The 14,278-nt window shown below is 69.4% G+C and carries 15 protein-coding genes; 7 read left to right on the forward strand and 8 right to left on the reverse strand.

The window, feature by feature from the left end:
- Together WBP48_RS05705 and WBP48_RS05710 are read left to right on the forward strand one after the other, a co-directional pair.
- A partial coding sequence (locus WBP48_RS05705; protein ID WP_424437389.1) for a CDP-glycerol glycerophosphotransferase family protein occupies positions 1–597 on the forward strand: 597 nt, incomplete at its 5' end.
- Complete coding sequence (locus WBP48_RS05710; protein WP_424437392.1) at positions 594–2,087, forward strand: CDP-glycerol glycerophosphotransferase family protein; 1,494 nt, start codon at positions 594–596, stop codon at positions 2,085–2,087. The genes WBP48_RS05705 and WBP48_RS05710, both read left to right, overlap by 4 nt.
- Before the next feature lie 214 nt (positions 2,088–2,301).
- On the opposite strand, the gene WBP48_RS05715 is transcribed toward WBP48_RS05710, so the two are convergent.
- Positions 2,302–3,324 carry a glycosyltransferase family 2 protein gene (locus WBP48_RS05715; RefSeq protein ID WP_424437431.1) on the reverse strand — a complete coding sequence of 341 codons (1,023 nt, stop codon included), beginning with the start codon at positions 3,322–3,324 and terminating at the stop codon, positions 2,302–2,304.
- A 126-nt stretch (positions 3,325–3,450) separates the two neighbouring features.
- Between WBP48_RS05715 and WBP48_RS05720 the strand changes: the two genes are divergently transcribed.
- Positions 3,451–4,722, forward strand: coding sequence for a CDP-glycerol glycerophosphotransferase family protein (locus WBP48_RS05720; RefSeq protein WP_424437395.1), 1,272 nt, complete (start codon positions 3,451–3,453; stop codon positions 4,720–4,722).
- A 3-nt stretch (positions 4,723–4,725) separates the two neighbouring features.
- On the opposite strand, the gene WBP48_RS05725 is transcribed toward WBP48_RS05720, so the two are convergent.
- From WBP48_RS05725 to WBP48_RS05745, 5 genes are all read right to left on the reverse strand, one after another.
- Positions 4,726–6,075, reverse strand: a complete 1,350-nt coding sequence (locus WBP48_RS05725; protein WP_424437398.1) for a maltokinase N-terminal cap-like domain-containing protein — start codon at positions 6,073–6,075, stop codon at positions 4,726–4,728.
- A 40-nt stretch (positions 6,076–6,115) separates the two neighbouring features.
- Positions 6,116–6,340 carry an SCO4848 family membrane protein gene (locus WBP48_RS05730; protein WP_424437401.1) on the reverse strand — a complete coding sequence of 75 codons (225 nt, stop codon included), beginning with the start codon at positions 6,338–6,340 and terminating at the stop codon, positions 6,116–6,118.
- Positions 6,341–6,436: 96 nt separating this feature from the next.
- On the reverse strand, positions 6,437–7,588 hold the full coding sequence (locus WBP48_RS05735; RefSeq protein ID WP_424437404.1) for a hypothetical protein: 1,152 nt from the start codon (positions 7,586–7,588) through the stop codon (positions 6,437–6,439).
- A 125-nt stretch (positions 7,589–7,713) separates the two neighbouring features.
- Positions 7,714–7,932, reverse strand: coding sequence for a hypothetical protein (locus WBP48_RS05740; protein WP_424437407.1), 219 nt, complete (start codon positions 7,930–7,932; stop codon positions 7,714–7,716).
- Between the two features lie 43 nt (positions 7,933–7,975).
- On the reverse strand, positions 7,976–8,260 hold the full coding sequence (locus tag WBP48_RS05745; protein WP_424437410.1) for a hypothetical protein: 285 nt from the start codon (positions 8,258–8,260) through the stop codon (positions 7,976–7,978).
- 178 nt (positions 8,261–8,438) lie between these two features.
- Here WBP48_RS05745 and WBP48_RS05750 point away from each other — a divergent pair, with 178 nt between their 5' ends.
- Positions 8,439–8,747, forward strand: a complete 309-nt coding sequence (locus WBP48_RS05750; RefSeq protein WP_424437413.1) for a helix-turn-helix domain-containing protein — start codon at positions 8,439–8,441, stop codon at positions 8,745–8,747.
- Between the two features lie 20 nt (positions 8,748–8,767).
- On the opposite strand, the gene WBP48_RS05755 is transcribed toward WBP48_RS05750, so the two are convergent.
- Both WBP48_RS05755 and WBP48_RS05760 read right to left on the reverse strand, forming a co-directional pair.
- The gene (locus WBP48_RS05755; protein ID WP_424437416.1) at positions 8,768–9,691 is read right to left on the reverse strand and encodes a hypothetical protein; all 924 of its coding nucleotides are present in this window, start codon (positions 9,689–9,691) and stop codon (positions 8,768–8,770) included.
- An 81-nt stretch (positions 9,692–9,772) separates the two neighbouring features.
- Positions 9,773–10,465 carry an NTP transferase domain-containing protein gene (locus WBP48_RS05760; protein WP_424437419.1) on the reverse strand — a complete coding sequence of 231 codons (693 nt, stop codon included), beginning with the start codon at positions 10,463–10,465 and terminating at the stop codon, positions 9,773–9,775.
- Between the two features lie 514 nt (positions 10,466–10,979).
- Here WBP48_RS05760 and WBP48_RS05765 point away from each other — a divergent pair.
- From WBP48_RS05765 to WBP48_RS05775, 3 genes are all read left to right on the forward strand, one after another.
- Positions 10,980–12,290, forward strand: a complete 1,311-nt coding sequence (locus tag WBP48_RS05765) for an ABC transporter ATP-binding protein (RefSeq protein ID WP_424437422.1) — start codon at positions 10,980–10,982, stop codon at positions 12,288–12,290.
- Positions 12,266–13,822, forward strand: coding sequence for a hypothetical protein (locus tag WBP48_RS05770; RefSeq protein WP_424437425.1), 1,557 nt, complete (start codon positions 12,266–12,268; stop codon positions 13,820–13,822). The genes WBP48_RS05765 and WBP48_RS05770 overlap by 25 nt, the downstream gene beginning before the upstream one ends.
- Positions 13,823–13,891: 69 nt before the next feature.
- The gene (locus WBP48_RS05775) at positions 13,892–14,155 is read left to right on the forward strand and encodes a DUF3039 domain-containing protein (protein WP_424437428.1); all 264 of its coding nucleotides are present in this window, start codon (positions 13,892–13,894) and stop codon (positions 14,153–14,155) included.
- Positions 14,156–14,278: the final 123 nt, after the last annotated feature.

Genomic DNA, 14,278 nt, shown 5'->3' on the forward strand with positions numbered 1-14,278 from the left:
CAGCTGGAGGTACTCATCCCGGAGACCGCCTCGCGCGCCGTCGTGCTGTATGCGCCGACGTGGCGCGACGGAGCGCTCGACCCGGCGATTCCGTCGGCCGACGAGGCGACCGCCCTGCGGGCCGTGCTCGCCGAAGCCGGAGCCGTGCTGTTGATTCGTTCCCACCCGCTCGGGGCAGGGGATTACGGTGCGCTCCTCGGGACACACGTGCGGATGCTGGGCAGCGATGTCGTCGCCGACGTCACCCCGTTGCTGCCCGCCGTCGACGCGCTCGTCACCGACTACTCCTCGCTCGCTTTCGACGCGGCGCTCGTGCCGGTTCCGACGCTCTTTCTGGCGCCGGACCTCGCCGACTACGCGCGCACGCGGGGCTTCTACGGCACGTACGCCGACGTCGCCGGTTCCGATGCGGCCGGCGACTGGACCGTGCTGACCGCCCAGTTGGGGTCCGTGCTGTCCGACCATGAGGAGCGCGAGCGGCGCGTCGGGGCAGCCCGCGCGCTGAGCGCCCGGCTGCACGCGTTCGACGACGGCGAGAACACCGCGCGCGTGTACCGTGCGATACAGGCCCGGCTGGCTGCAGAGAGGCGTTCATGACGATCACGGCCCGCATCGATATCGGCAGCGTCGGTGACAGTGACCTCGGTCGTGCTCCGGCGCTCGTCCTCCATGGGCAGGGCGTTCCGCCGATGACGGCTGAACTGATCGGACGTCGGGCGCGCGTGAGCGCAGTCCCGGTGTCGTCGGATGACGCGGCCTGGACTGCCGTGCTCCTGCTGCAGGTGGCGCGTTGGGGCGGACCGCTGCTGCCGCTGCCGAGCGGCGGGTACGAGGTGCGGCTGACCGATGCCGCAGGCACAGCACTCGACCTCTCGGCATCCGTTGCCGAGGCGATGACACCGACACTGCGGGCGAAGCTGGCGGACGGACACCTGACGATCGCCCCGCCGATCGATCCGGCCTACGACTCGGGGGAGGGCCAGGCGGCGCTCGAGCGCCGCTATGCGACGCGGCCGCCCGGCGGCGGCGCCCTTGAGAACGCCGTCTTCTTCGAGAGCTTCTACGGACGCAACGCCAGCTGCAACCCGCGCGCGATCGACCGAGAGCTGGCGCGCGTCGCGCCCGGCGTGATCCGCTACTGGAGCGTCGTCGACCTGTCCGTGCAGGTGCCCCCCGGTGCCGTCGCGGTAATCGAGGGGAGTCCGCAGTGGTGGCGTGCGCGCGGTGCGGCGCGCCTGCTCGTCGTCAACGACTGGCTGCGCCGCCGCTTCACCCGCCGATCCGGGCAGGTCGTGCTGCAGACCTGGCATGGCACGCCGCTGAAGCGGCTCGCGCTGCACCGGCCGGGCTTCGATCCGCGGCGCGCCGTCTCGGTGATGCGGGAGAGTCGCCGGTGGGACGTGCTGCTGGCGCAGAACGCGTACAGCGCACGCATTCTGCGCAAGGCATATGCCTTCTTGCGCCGCCCGATCTGGGTGGAGGGCTACCCCCGCAACGACGTCCTGGTGACCGGGGACGGCGCCACGATCCGGGCGCGCCTGGGGCTCGCAGGAGATGCCCGCGTGCTGCTCTACGCACCCACGTGGCGGGACGATCGCGATGAGATCGTCGATTTCCTCGACCTCGAGCGCCTCGCGCGCGACACGGATGCCGTCGTCCTGGTCCGCGGCCATTCGCGAACGCTGCTGCCAGGATCGGACGCGCAGGGCGCGCGCGTCGTCGATGTCACGGGTTACCCCGACATCTCCGAGCTCCTGCTGGCCGCCGACGCGCTGGTCACCGACTATTCGTCGGTGATGTTCGACTTCACCGCCACCGGCAAACCGCTGTACTTCTTCACACCCGACATGGTGCACTACCGCGGTGAGCTGCGGGGCTTCTATTTCGACCTCGCCGCGCACGCGCCGGGACCGATCACGTCGACGCAGGCAGAGCTGACCGCGGTGCTGAACGATCCCGGTGCGCTCCTCGCCACGGCCGATCGCTACGCACGCTGGCGGGACCGGTTCAATGCGCGCGACGACGGCCGTGCGGCCGAGCGGGTGGTCGCCCGCGTTCTCGACCAGGGCTTCGTCGACCGCGCCTAACGCGAAAGTCTCGTGACATGAGCCAGACCTTCTCGCCCCCACGGCGCGGCAGCGCCGCTGAAGAGCTGACCCGACCGACGCGATGCCGGAGCGCGTCGGTCGGAGCGCGTCGTGCCCGAGCGCGTCGTGTTGGCCTTAGTAGTGTTGGCCTTATAGGGGCGTTGCCGCGCCGTGGAGTGGCGAAAGCCGCGGGTCCCGGAGCGACGCGTTCGTATTAGGGCAGCGGAGTGTTGCGATCCAGGCGCGAAGTGTCCACGTCCTCGCGCGCGCCCCGCGCCGCGCCGAGGAGAAACCCGCTGCCCCACGCGAGATGCATCGTCGGGATCACCACGAGCGTCCACATCCGTTCCCGCAGCCCCGGTCCCGCGGCCGTGCCCAGCGCTGAGCCCGCGACGAGAACCGCGTACGCCGCCAGGGGCACGAAGACGACGGATGCCGCCAGCGCGGCCGCTCCGCCGATCGCACCCGTCACCAGCAGCGCGCCAACAGCGATCGCCAGCAGCACGAGGACGACGAGCGCCGGCGGGGCGAAGAACCGCAACGAGTTGCGCCGGCCGTAGCGGCGGACGAGTTCGCCGCGCCACGTGCCGGTGGAGCGGAACTGACGTGCCAACCGTGACCAGCGCTCCCGGGGCCAGTACGTGACGGCGAGCGCGGGGTCGAACCAGACCCGGTATCCGGCGCGACGGATGCGGAGATTCAGCTCCCAGTCCTCGCCGCGGCGGATGGTCTCGTCGAACAGTCCCACTTCGTCGAGCACGGCGCGACGCATCACCCCCAGGTACGCCGACTCGGCGGGGCCTTCCTCACCGCCCGAATGGTACGAGCCGCCGCCGAGCCCGATGGGCGAGTTGTACGCGCGCGCCACGGCGCGCTGGAAAGGAGTACGGCCGTCGGCGCGCATGACGCCGCCGACGTTGGCCGCGCGCACCCTCGCCAGCGTCGCGAGAGCGCGGCGCGTGTAGCCGGGCTCGAGTTCCGAATGCGCGTCGACGCGCACGATCGTGGCGTGGCGCGCCGCGCGGATGGCGAGATTGAGGCCTATCGGAATGTCGGCGGCGGGGTTCGCGATGAGCCGCACTCGAGGATCTTGCTCGGCGAGCCGGCGCGCGATCGCATCGGTGTCGTCCGTGGAAGGTCCCAGCGCCAGAATGACCTCGGCGGGGCCGTCGAGGTCCTGCACGAGGACGCTGCGGACGGCGTGTTCGAGATACGCCTGCTCGTTGAGCACCGGCATGACGAAGCTGACCCCGGCATCCACCGGTGGAACGGGAGCGTCCCGATGGTGGTGGTCCTCGTCGTGCACTCGTCGATCATGTCACGTCGCCCGGACCCGGCGTGGTCGGCGCTCTAGGCTGGAGGGATGGGAGTCGTTTCGGACGGGCGCAAGGCCGTCGCCGTGCTCAGCAAGGCCTTGCGCAGCCGCCGCGCGGCCGCGGATGTGCGCTCACGGCTTGCGAGGCAGCCTCCGCACCCGGCTCAGCACTTCCGTGTCGCGGTCTACTTCGCCGACGGCGACGTGAATATGTACCAGATCCGCCAGTGGTACAAGCCGTTGGCCGAGATCGCCAAGGTCTGGCCGGTGGTGGTGCTCAGCCGCAATGCCACCGGTGCGCGTGCGATCCTTACGGATGGTGCCGTGCCCGTCGCGTTCGCGCCGACCGTCCGTGACGTGGAACGCTTCATCGGCCGACAGGACATCCGCGTCGTACTGTACGTGAATCAGAACACGCGCAACTTCCAGATGTTCCGGTACGGCCGCCGCTGGCACGTGTTCATCAATCACGGCGAGTCCGACAAGATGTACATGACGACGAACCAGTTCAAGGCTTACGACTTCGCCTTCATCGCCGGAGAGGCTGCCCGGCAGCGGCTGGGCCGGGTGCTGTGGGACTACGACCTGGACGAGCGCACCATCGAGATCGGGCGGCCGCAGGCGGACCACTACTCCGGTGCGCCGCCCTACACTCCTGACGGGCGCACCGTCATCCTCTACGCGCCCACGTGGGAGGGCGATCGGCCGTCGGCGCACTACGGGTCGATCCGCACCCACGGCGAGGCGCTCGCCGCGGCGGTGCTGGCGTCACCCGCGCACCGTCTCATCTACCGGCCGCATCCGCGCTCCGGTGTCGTCGACGACGAGTACGGAGCGGCGAACCGACGCATCGTCGCCGCGATCGCCGCAGCGAATGCGGCCGATCCGGCCGCGCAGCACGTCTTCGACGACAAGCCCGACCTGGGCTGGCAACTGGCGGCTGCCGACGTCGCGATCGTCGACATCTCCGCGATGGTGTACGACCGGCTCGCGGCCGACCGGCCGCTCATGGTGACCAGGCCGGCCGACCCCGCCGCGCTCGTCGACACGCACGGCTACCTCTCCGACGCCGAGTGGCTGGATGCTGCCGCAGCCTCCCGCGTCCTCGCGGAGACCGCGCGCGTGCTGTCCGACCCGGACGCTGTCTCGCGTCTGGAGGGCTGGGTGCGCCACTACTTCGGAGATACGGCTCCGGGAGCCGCCTCGGCGCGGTTCGCCGCGGCGATCGACGACCTCATGACCCGATGGGAGCGGTGGCACTTGGCCTCGGTCGGCGAGCCGGAGGGGAAGGACGACGAGGCCGAACTCGACGACGAGTAGCCGTCAGCGATCGACGAGGCGCGAGATCGCCGCCAGTGGGATCGCGAGCCACGCCGGGCGGTGCCTGGCTTCGTAAAGCGACTCGTAAACCGCCTTGTCGAGTTCCAGCGCGTCCAGGAGCGGTCCCGACGCCGCAGCACCGGATGCTGCGCGATAGCCACGGAGGAACGCATCGCGGGCAGCGGCCGCCCACGCATCCGCGCCCGCACGCGCCCTTGTGTCGGCCTGCGCGAGGGAGCCGGCGACATAGTCGAATGAGCGCAGCATGCCGGCGATGTCGCGGAGAGCGAGATCGGGGGCGCGGCGCTCGTCGATGGGGCGCATCGGTTCGCCCTCGAAGTCCAGGAGCACCCAGCCGCGACCGGGCACCTGCAGCACCTGACCGAGGTGGAAGTCGCCGTGCACGCGCTGCAGTGCCGGCCACTCGGTTGCCATGGCGGCACGATAGGTGCGCTCGATGGCGTGGCGGTGGCGGGCCAACTGTGGCACCTCGGTGAGTGCGATCGCCAGCCGCCTGCGCCAGCTGCCCGCGAGAGCGGCGCGAGCGTCGTCGTCTGCAGGCGGAGTGGGGAGCAGCCGGGCGAGGTCGAGGTGCACCTCGGCGGTCGCGCGGCCGAGGGCATCGGACTCGTCGGTGAAGTCGGCCCCCGCGCTCGCGGCCGACAGAGCGACGCGCCAGGCGTCGGCGACACCGGGGAAGAACTCCTGCGCGAAGGCGAGCGACCCGGACTCGACGTCGTCGGTGGTGGCGGAGTGCCACTGGCCGTCGACGCTGCCGACCACGGCGGGAACGTGCGCGGAGCCAGCCGCAGCGAGGGCGGACTGCAACTCGATCTCGGGGTTCAGCCCGCTGTGGAGTCGGCGGAACACCTTGCAGATGACGGGTGTGCCGTGGTCCGGACGGAAGATGATCGACGTGTTGGACTGCTCGCCGGACAGCACCTCCGCGGTGGCCTCATCGCCGGATTCGAGTTGTCGCCACAGCGCCGCCGTGTAGGCGGGGTCGTGGGGCCCGTCGACGAGAGCCCGCCCGGCGTCCGTAACGCCGATGAAGGATGCCATGCCCGTCACGTCGGCGGCGGCGCGCATGACGAGGGGAACCTGATAGACGATGGGTCGCTGCGGCGCGTCGTCCACGACGATGAGGATGCGCACCTGCGTTCCGGGGTCGTCGGAGTCGACGTGCTGATGCGAATGTCTCGCCACCTGAGGCGGATTTTCGCGCCCCCACGGCGCGGTAGCGCCGCTGAAAGGCCGATCCGCGAGGATGCGGAGGCGGGGGATGCCGTCGGTGGTCGTGTACCAGCGCTGGCGCGGCATCCATGCCGTAAGGGCGGCCAGTGTACTGCTCATGCGATCGAGCGTAGTCGGCGGGACGCGTCGAGCGCTGGGCTCATGCGCCCGGCGCGACGAGGGCCACGATCGCGGCGATGGCCGAGGCGAGTGCGATGGCGAGCGCCAGCGCGATGAGCACGGCATGCACGATGAGGAATCGGGTGGCCTTGCCCTCGGCATCCCTGGCGCGCGGGTCCTTCGCGACCCGGCCGTAGAACCGTGGCCACACGAGGACGTTGAAGCCGGCGTTGACGAAGAGCAGGGCGATGAGGACGACGGTCACGCCCTGAGCCTACCCAGGACGTCAAAGATGCACGGTGCGACAAGACGGCGCCGGGGCGGGTGAGTGACGACTGGCTTTCGCCGCGGGCCCTCGGGCTCAGCGCGCGGGGGTGGGTTCGTCCCGGATGGCGCGCACCAGCGCGTCCCGACGTGCGGCACGGGCGGCGGCCCGCCGATCTTTGCGGTTCGTCGGCGGACGGCGGTCGAAGATCCACGCCGGATGGCTGCTGCGCAGCAGCGAGGCATACACGGGAACCAGGCTGTTGTAAGGGTCGACGCGGGCGGCTTCGGTGATGAGCGCATCGGCCGCCGACGCGATCCCGAGCGCCCAACGCACCCAGGCGAGCGCGCACATCGCCCAGGAGCGCTCCGGCAGGGGGCAATGGACGACGGCTCTCCCCAGGAGCTTCGCGCCACGGCTCAGGCGGCCCGCGTCCGGTCGCTGCCGGGTGTCACCCGCGAGCAGTCGTGCCGTGTGGCTGTCTTCGTATGGGTGCCGCCCGGCGGCGCTTCGACCGAACGCGATCTGCAGGACGGTCCGGTCGACATCGCCCTCGTTTCGGAGCGTCGCGAGCAGGCGCGCCAGACTCAGCGGCCCGACCGTGTGGGGATCTTGAGCGAGCAGTTCCTCCAGCAGGTCGAGGGGATCGGGCAGCGGATGGGAGCGAACGCTGCCGAAGGAGTCGAGTTCGATGTCATCGAGGCGCTCCAGCAGGGCGAGGCAGACCTGCTGCGCCAGGCGCCCGTCGCGGGGCGGCAAGTGTTCGGGCGCGGTACGCTGTCGAAGTTCGGGCGGTATGGCGGCACGCGCGGCCTCGAGTTCGGACAGATCGCGCTCGCCGGAGTCGTCGAAATGGGCGCACCAGCCGTCGCGCGCGACGATAGCGGCATCCTTGATGGCGTATCCGGCTTCGGCGAAGCGCTCGAGCAAGCCCTCCAGCAGGTCGGTCAGAGGACAGTCGGCCGCCACGAACGGGTCGTCGCTATAGGCGACGATGGCAACGCCATTGCAGCCGTCCAGGCGTGCGAGCAGGGCAAGCGTGGCGGTGGTGAGGCTCTTCACGACCGGCGGCACGGCATCGACATCGCGCAGCGGCGGAAGTGGGATGCGGAACGCGCCGTTGCTGCGGCGGTGCCAGAACGGCAGAACCACGACGCAGTTGCGCAGTTCCAACCCCGCGGAGGCCTCGGTGAGGGCGACGACGTCAGCGGTGGTGACGGCTTTGATGATGGTGGTGGTTTCGCTCATCCCGCCATGGTGGCGACGCCGGCCCGTCTCTGGGAGCCGACCCCGGCGCGTTGTGGACAACTCGCTGAGGTCTGCGGTTGTGGAGAGAGCGATGGAGCGAAATCTCCGCAGTTCGCTGACCCTCCTCAGCCGGCCGCGGGATCAGCGTCGCCGCCGGCGTCCTGAACGGCCTCTTCCACCAGTACCTCGACGGGCACGGAGAACGCGGTGCCGGCGGCGCCGAGGATGCCGAGGTCGTCGACGGCGGGTGGAAGCACCTCCGCAGGCTCGTGCGGCTCCCAGGGTTCGGCCGGGAGCCCCGCCCACTCGGTCGGCTCCTCGGGGCGGCTCTGGAAGATTCCCATGCCTCCATTGTGCGCCCGCACCGGCGAGGAAGGTCTCGCATCGTCACAGGACGAAGCGCCAGCAGTACTCCTCGTCGGTCAGCCAGCGGTACCAGGCGAGTGTCACGACCACGGCGTCGAGGTCGGCGCCACAGAGACACAGGGTGACGTTCTCGCCGGGGAGCACTTGCCCGAGGTGCTCCGACGGTCCGTCCGATCGGAAGACGCGGACGAAGTCGGCGGGCTCCTCGCCGATGTTGGTGAGGGTGGGATGGGCCCCGTCGGAGCGGTCAACGCTCCAGGGGACGCGGTAAGGACGGGATCGTCCCGGTTCGAGGGCTCGCAGCATGCCGGTGAGACTAGAGACAGGGACCGACCCCGGAACGGCGCATTCGGCCCGGGAACCGCGGATCTGTGGAGAACTGCCGAAAGCCGCGGGGTGTGGAGGAGGCGATGCAGGACGTGGGGGAGTAAGCGCATGCTCAAATGCGACCGGTGCGGGAGCGGATTGCCGGAACGCTGGAGGCATGAAGGAAGCGCGGTCGTCGGCATCCGAGAGGTTCGGTGCTCTCGTCCGCGACCTGCGCGACAAGCAGACCATCAGCCGCAAACAGCTGGCAGAGCTCGCGGATATGGACCTGTCCCACCTGGCGCGCATCGAGAACGGGCAGGGCAACCCCACGCTGTTCGTGATCATCCAGATCGCCACGGCACTCGGCGTCCCCCCGGAGCGGTTCGTCGAGGGTCTTACCGCGGCCGACCTCCCTGACGACGTGAAGCCCTACTCGCTGACGGCCGCGATCCGTGAGATGCGTCGTCGTCAGCACCGGGAGTGACTGTCGCAGCGGCGACGTCCTCAGTCATCGGGCGTGGACTCGTCCGCACTCGTCTGCCGTCGTTTCGGCGTGACCTTGGCGACGGCGGTGCCCACGGCATCCGTCACTCGGCGGGAGCTCGACGTCAGCGTCGTTCCTGCGCGGCGAACGGCGCCGAACGCGGTCTGCTCGACCCTGCTCGCTCCGGGGAGGGGCTCCAGTTCGGCGGGATACTCGGTCGGCGGCACGCCGAACGCTCGCCGCGAGCCGACCACGACCCGGCGGCCGAGCAGGTGGTTCCCCGTCCCGCCGATCGCCGCACCGATGCCGAACGGCAACGCCTTGCCGATGATCGACGCGCTGCCTTTCGTTGCGAACTGGTGGATGAAGCTCCGCTTCAGCCGGTCGACGAGCGGGCCCACCGCCGCACGCGGCAGGGACTTCGTGATGATCTCGCCCCAGTACCGGTCGCGAGCCACGCCCTTGCCGGCGACCTGACGGCCCAGCTGGGCGACCAGGTCGACCCCCTCGTTGCCGAGCATGAGCGTCAGCACGAGAGCCCGCGCGCGGTCGGGATTCTCGACGCGGATGCCGTGGAGCTCCGCGAGCGACTGGGCGAACAGTGCCGTCGCGTCGAGGAAGCCGACCGTCTCGACTCCGGAAAGGGCGAGGGTGATCCCCGTGCCGACCCCGGGGATGACCGCCGTCGCACCGACTGCCGCACCGCCCGTGGTCACCGCGGCGAGGTAGCGCCGCTCCAGCATCCGGGCGATTTCGGTCGTCGTCGCATCGGGATGGCGCAGCCGGATGCTGCGCAGGTGCGCGATCACGGCCGGCCGCTGCACCTGCAGCACGCGGTCGAGCGCGCGGATGGTGCGCGGATGCTGCGCCGATCCCTCGGGCGGCGACCCGCCGTCCCACGGCGAATCGTCGGGGAGGGAGTGGATACGGTGGACCTTGGCCATGTCGGCACGATCCTAGGAAGTGCGGCTGGGCAGGTGCTGAAGGCGCGACCCGGTGACCGCGGATCTCGGCGTGATCGAGGCTCAGACGAACTGGTTCGCGCGCTCGAGATCCTCTACGAAGTCGACCTCGACGGCGTAGAGGTCGGAGATGTCCAGCGGCTGCAGCAGCAGGCCGTTCTCGACGATCGCCAACTCGAGCCCGCGCTCGAAGTAGTCCTGGTCGTCGACGCGGCCGAGCTGCGTGATGAGCGCGCGCTTGTCGCGACGGGAGATGTAGTTGATGCCGACTGCCTCGCCGATACCGCCCTTGACGGTCTTCGACAACTCTTTGATGTAGCCGTCGGCATCCACCGTGTACTTGACCTCTTCGTCGCTCACCTTGGCGGTGTTGACGGTGACGAACGACTGGTCGCGCTCGACGAGGTCGATGGTGCGGCCGAGTACCCGCGGATCGAACACGACGTCGCCGTTCATCCACAGCACGCCGCCGCGCCCGGTCGCCTTCAGCGCGCGCAGCAGGCTCTTGGAGGTGTTCGTCTGGTCGTAGCGCTCGTTGTACACGTACTCCGCTGTCGGGAAAGCATCGACGATCGTCTCGGCGCGATAGCCGACGACCGTGGTGATTCGTGCATCACGACCAAACGCCGCGCGGATGTTGTCGTGCTGCTGGCCCATGATCGTTCGACCGTCCCTGAGCGTGGTGAGGGACTTGGGCAGGCTGCGTCCGAGCCGCGAGCCCATGCCGGCGGCGAGGATGACGGTCTGAAGAGTCAAGGGAAGCTCCTGGGAAAGTGTTCACTGCCAGTTCGACATGCAGACACTCCTTCGTGCCGTCGCTATGGTAGCGAAGCCACCTGAGAAGGCACCGGAAAGGGCTGGTCCGTTGTCGATTCGTGACAATTCGGTCAGGACCGCCTCCTCCGAAAGACGATATCTGGACGTCGGGACGCCTTGCTAGGTTGGATGGGTGACCGCCTCCCTCCCACTCTCCGAGGACGACGACGGCGTGCACGCGCTGCCGCCGCTCCCATCAGTCACCGCTTCGCAAGCGGCGGCGCGCTTCGATGCCGAAGCGTATGCCGTCGCGCCCAAGACTGAACCGGCATCGCCTCCGAAGAAACCGCGTGCATCTCCTTCGAGGCCGCGTACGACGACACCCCGCAGGCCCGTCAAGCGCACTGCCCGTGCCAAGAGGGCAGTTGCCCCGCCGCCACCTGAGACTCCCGCCGACGTCGCCGCTGCGCAATTCGAAGCGGCTGCGCGCGGCGGCGAACACGAGGAACTCGTCGTGCCGCCCAAGCCCGAAGCGCTTCCCGCGGTCGAGTCGGCACCCGTGGCGGGGTTTGAATCGGAACCCGACGCCGTCGCGGCACCTGAACCTGTCGCGGCACCTGAGCTCGAGGCGGTGGCGGAAGCGGAGGTCGTGCCTGAGCCTGAGCCGGAACCCGAGTCGGAGGTCGTGCCCGAGCCGGAACCCGAACCCGAGGTCGTGCCCGAACCCGAGGTCGTACCTGAGCCCGAGCCTGAGCCAGAACCCGAGGTCGTACCTGAGCCTGAGCCTGAGCCAGAACCCGAGGTCGTACCTGAGCCTGAGCCAGAACCCGAACCTGAGGCCGTGCCTGAGCCCGATCCGCAGCCTGGGCCGGAGGCAGAGCAGGTGGTCGTGCCGGAACCGGAGCCCGAACCTGACCCCGAGACGGCATCGGAGCCGGGGCCCGATGCGGACCTCGATGTCGAGTTCGACATCGACCTCGACATCGACCTGGACGACGCGGATGTGCTCCTGCAGATCGAGGAATCCGAAGCCGGAGTCGTCTCGACTCTGGAGATCGACGAAATGATCCCTGCCGTCCGGGTGCGCGGCGTGATGAAGGCGTTCGGTGGCGTGACGGCGGTCGACGGCATCGACCTGACGATCACTCCCGGCAGCTTCTACGGAATCGTCGGTCCCAACGGCGCCGGCAAGACGACAACCCTGTCCATGATCGCGGGGCTCCTGCGCCCGGACAGTGGTTCGATCACCATCGCGGGAGTCGATCTGAAGGCGGACCCGCGGCGCGCGAAGCGTCAGATGGGCATTCTGCCCGACCGTCTGCGCACCTTCGACCGGCTCACCGGGCGACAACTGCTGCACTACTACGGCGTGCTGCGTGGCCTGCGCGGTTCGGTGGTCGAAAGTCGCGTCGCCGACCTGGCGCGCGCCTTCGACTTGACCGACGCGCTCGGACGGACGGTCTCCGACTATTCGGCCGGCATGACGAAGAAGCTCATGCTCGCGGGCGCGATGATTCACTCGCCCCGGGTGCTCGTGCTCGATGAGCCTTTCGAGTCGGTGGATCCGGTCTCCTCCGCCGTCATTCTCGACATCCTGAGCGCGTACGTCGAGCACGGTGGCACGGTGGTGCTTTCCAGCCATGGCATGGAGCTCGTCGAGCGCGTCTGCAGCGGACTCGCCGTGATCGTCGGCGGGCACGTGCTCGCCGAAGGCAGCGTCGAGGACGTGCGCGCCGGGCGCACCCTGGAAGAGCGTTTCCTCGAGTTGGCGGGGGGCGCGAGCGACGTGGAGGGCCTGGAGTGGTTGCACACGTTCTCCGACTGAGGCTCGACCTGATCTTCGGCGCCCTACGCGGCGACCGCCGTCGGGTGATCCGCGCTGCGATCTCTCTCGTGCTTCTGATCCTCATCGTGGCGCTCGCGTGCGTCGGCATCCTGAGCCTGCGTGCGGTGCCGTCTGATGTCGCCTACGCCGTGACGATCGTGGGGTGTTCCGCGCTGACCCTGGGATTCGTCGTCGCGGCACTCGTCGGTGGCGCAGACGACCAGCTCGACCCGCGCCGGTTCGCGGTCTTCGGCGCCACTGCGCACGCGACGGCGTGGACGACGCTCCTTGCGAGCATCGTGAGCATGCCGATCCTCGGCGCGTGCGTCGTCGCCGTTGCCTTCGTCACCCTGTGGACCGCGCAGGGAGCGTCGAGTCACGTCGCCACGCTCTCCGCCGTCATCGGCGTCGTCACCTGCCTGTTGTTCACGAAGGTCGCTTTCGCGATCGCGAGCCTGCTCCTGCGTGATCGTCGTTCCCGGGAACTGACCGGCGTGTTCCTCATCGCGCTGCTGGTCGTGATCGTTCCGGTCGTCGTTTTCCTCGCGTCGCTGGAGTGGCACGGTGAGGTGCCTTCGGCGCTGACGCAGGCTGTCGATGTGCTGGCCATGACGCCGCTGGGAGCGGCCTGGGCGCTACCCGGCGCTGCGCTCACGGGCTCGCTGGTGCCGCCCCTGCTGATCGCTTCGGTGACCATCGTCGCGCTCGGTGGGCTCTGGCTGTGGCTCGTCGACCGGCTGCTGACGACGACCGAACGTCCGGGTTCGGCACGCGAGCGGCGTGGACTCGGCTGGTTCGACATCACCGGAAGCACTCCAGCGGGGGGCGTCGCCGCCCGGAGTCTCATCTACTGGTCGCGCGATCCCCGGTATCTCGTCAACGTCGCCATCGTGCCGGTCGCCGCGGTCGTCGCCGTCGTGCCGCTCGTGCTGGTGGGAGTGCCGATGTCGACGGCGTCGCTGTTGCCGGCACCGCTCATCGCACTGTTCCTCGGCTGGCTCGTCCACAACGACATCGCGTACGACTCGACGGCGCTGTGGATGCACATCGCGAGCGCCGTGCGTGGCGTCGCCGACCGTGTCGGAAGGCTCGTCCCAGTCGCGGTGATCGGCATCCTGATCCTTGCTGTCGTCATCCCGCTGTCGATCTCGCTTCACGGACGCTGGGCGATGCTGCCTGCGATGGCGGGTGTGTGTGCGAGCCTGTTCCTGACCGGCCTCGGGCTCTCGTCCGTCGCATCGGTCGTCGCACCGTACCCGGTGTCACGACCCGGGGACAGCCCGTTCCAGCAGCCGCAGCGCACCGGCGGCGGACTGTCGCAGGGGGTCGTGCTGGTCGCAGCGATCGTGCTCAGTCTTCCCTCGCTGTGGTGGGCGTGGCTTGCCCTGACGGTCGACGCGGAGTGGTCCTGGCTCGCCCTGTGGGGTGGCGCCGGGATCGGCGCAGTAGTGCTGGTCGGCGGCGTCCTGGGTGGCGGGGCCGTCTTCGATCGCAGCGGCGGGCGCCTGATGGAGTTCGCCGCCTCGACCTGACCGGTGGCGACCGACGGGTCTGTGGGCAACAGGCCCGCCCGTCGCCGCCCGCCGCTAGAATCGGGGACCATGAGCACCCCACTGGATCGCCCCGACGACGGCGGCGTCGCTACGCTCGATCGCGAACTCGAAGAGCTCCTGCGTGAAGAGCACATCGAGCCGGGTGACCACGAGCGCTTCTCGCACTACGTCAAGAAGGACAAGATCCTCGAGTCGGCGCTGACGGGTAAGCCCGTCCGAGCACTGTGCGGCAAGAAGTGGACACCCGGTCGCGACCCGGAGAAGTTCCCGATCTGCCCGACCTGCAAGGAGATCTACGAGTCGATGTTCTGACCCGAAAGTCTTCGTGAGGTTCAGGCTGCCAGGGGTGTGAGTTCCACGTCGTATCCGAGAGCGCGGAGTTGGCGGAGGGCGTTGGTTTTGGCGCGTTCGGGGTCGGGGGCGTAGTAGTTTGCG

The sequence above is a fragment of the Microbacterium sp. genome, from assembly GCF_049661145.1.
Lineage (GTDB): Bacteria > Actinomycetota > Actinomycetes > Actinomycetales > Microbacteriaceae > Microbacterium.

What these genes read in the sequence shown, in the direction of transcription:
- WBP48_RS05740 (WP_424437407.1), bottom strand. Translation starts at nt 7,932, where the DNA reads ATGGGAATCTTCCAGAGCCGCCCCGAGGAGCCGACCGAGTGGGCGGGG.
- WBP48_RS05745 (WP_424437410.1), bottom strand. Translation starts at nt 8,260, where the DNA reads ATGCTGCGAGCCCTCGAACCGGGACGATCCCGTCCTTACCGCGTCCCC.
- WBP48_RS05715 (WP_424437431.1), bottom strand. Translation starts at nt 3,324, where the DNA reads ATGCCGGTGCTCAACGAGCAGGCGTATCTCGAACACGCCGTCCGCAGC.
- WBP48_RS05750 (WP_424437413.1), top strand. Translation starts at nt 8,439, where the DNA reads ATGAAGGAAGCGCGGTCGTCGGCATCCGAGAGGTTCGGTGCTCTCGTC.
- WBP48_RS05755 (WP_424437416.1), bottom strand. Translation starts at nt 9,691, where the DNA reads ATGGCCAAGGTCCACCGTATCCACTCCCTCCCCGACGATTCGCCGTGG.
- WBP48_RS05775 (WP_424437428.1), top strand. Translation starts at nt 13,892, where the DNA reads ATGAGCACCCCACTGGATCGCCCCGACGACGGCGGCGTCGCTACGCTC.
- WBP48_RS05725 (WP_424437398.1), bottom strand. Translation starts at nt 6,075, where the DNA reads ATGAGCAGTACACTGGCCGCCCTTACGGCATGGATGCCGCGCCAGCGC.
- WBP48_RS05735 (WP_424437404.1), bottom strand. Translation starts at nt 7,588, where the DNA reads ATGAGCGAAACCACCACCATCATCAAAGCCGTCACCACCGCTGACGTC.
- WBP48_RS05720 (WP_424437395.1), top strand. Translation starts at nt 3,451, where the DNA reads ATGGGAGTCGTTTCGGACGGGCGCAAGGCCGTCGCCGTGCTCAGCAAG.
- WBP48_RS05710 (WP_424437392.1), top strand. Translation starts at nt 594, where the DNA reads ATGACGATCACGGCCCGCATCGATATCGGCAGCGTCGGTGACAGTGAC.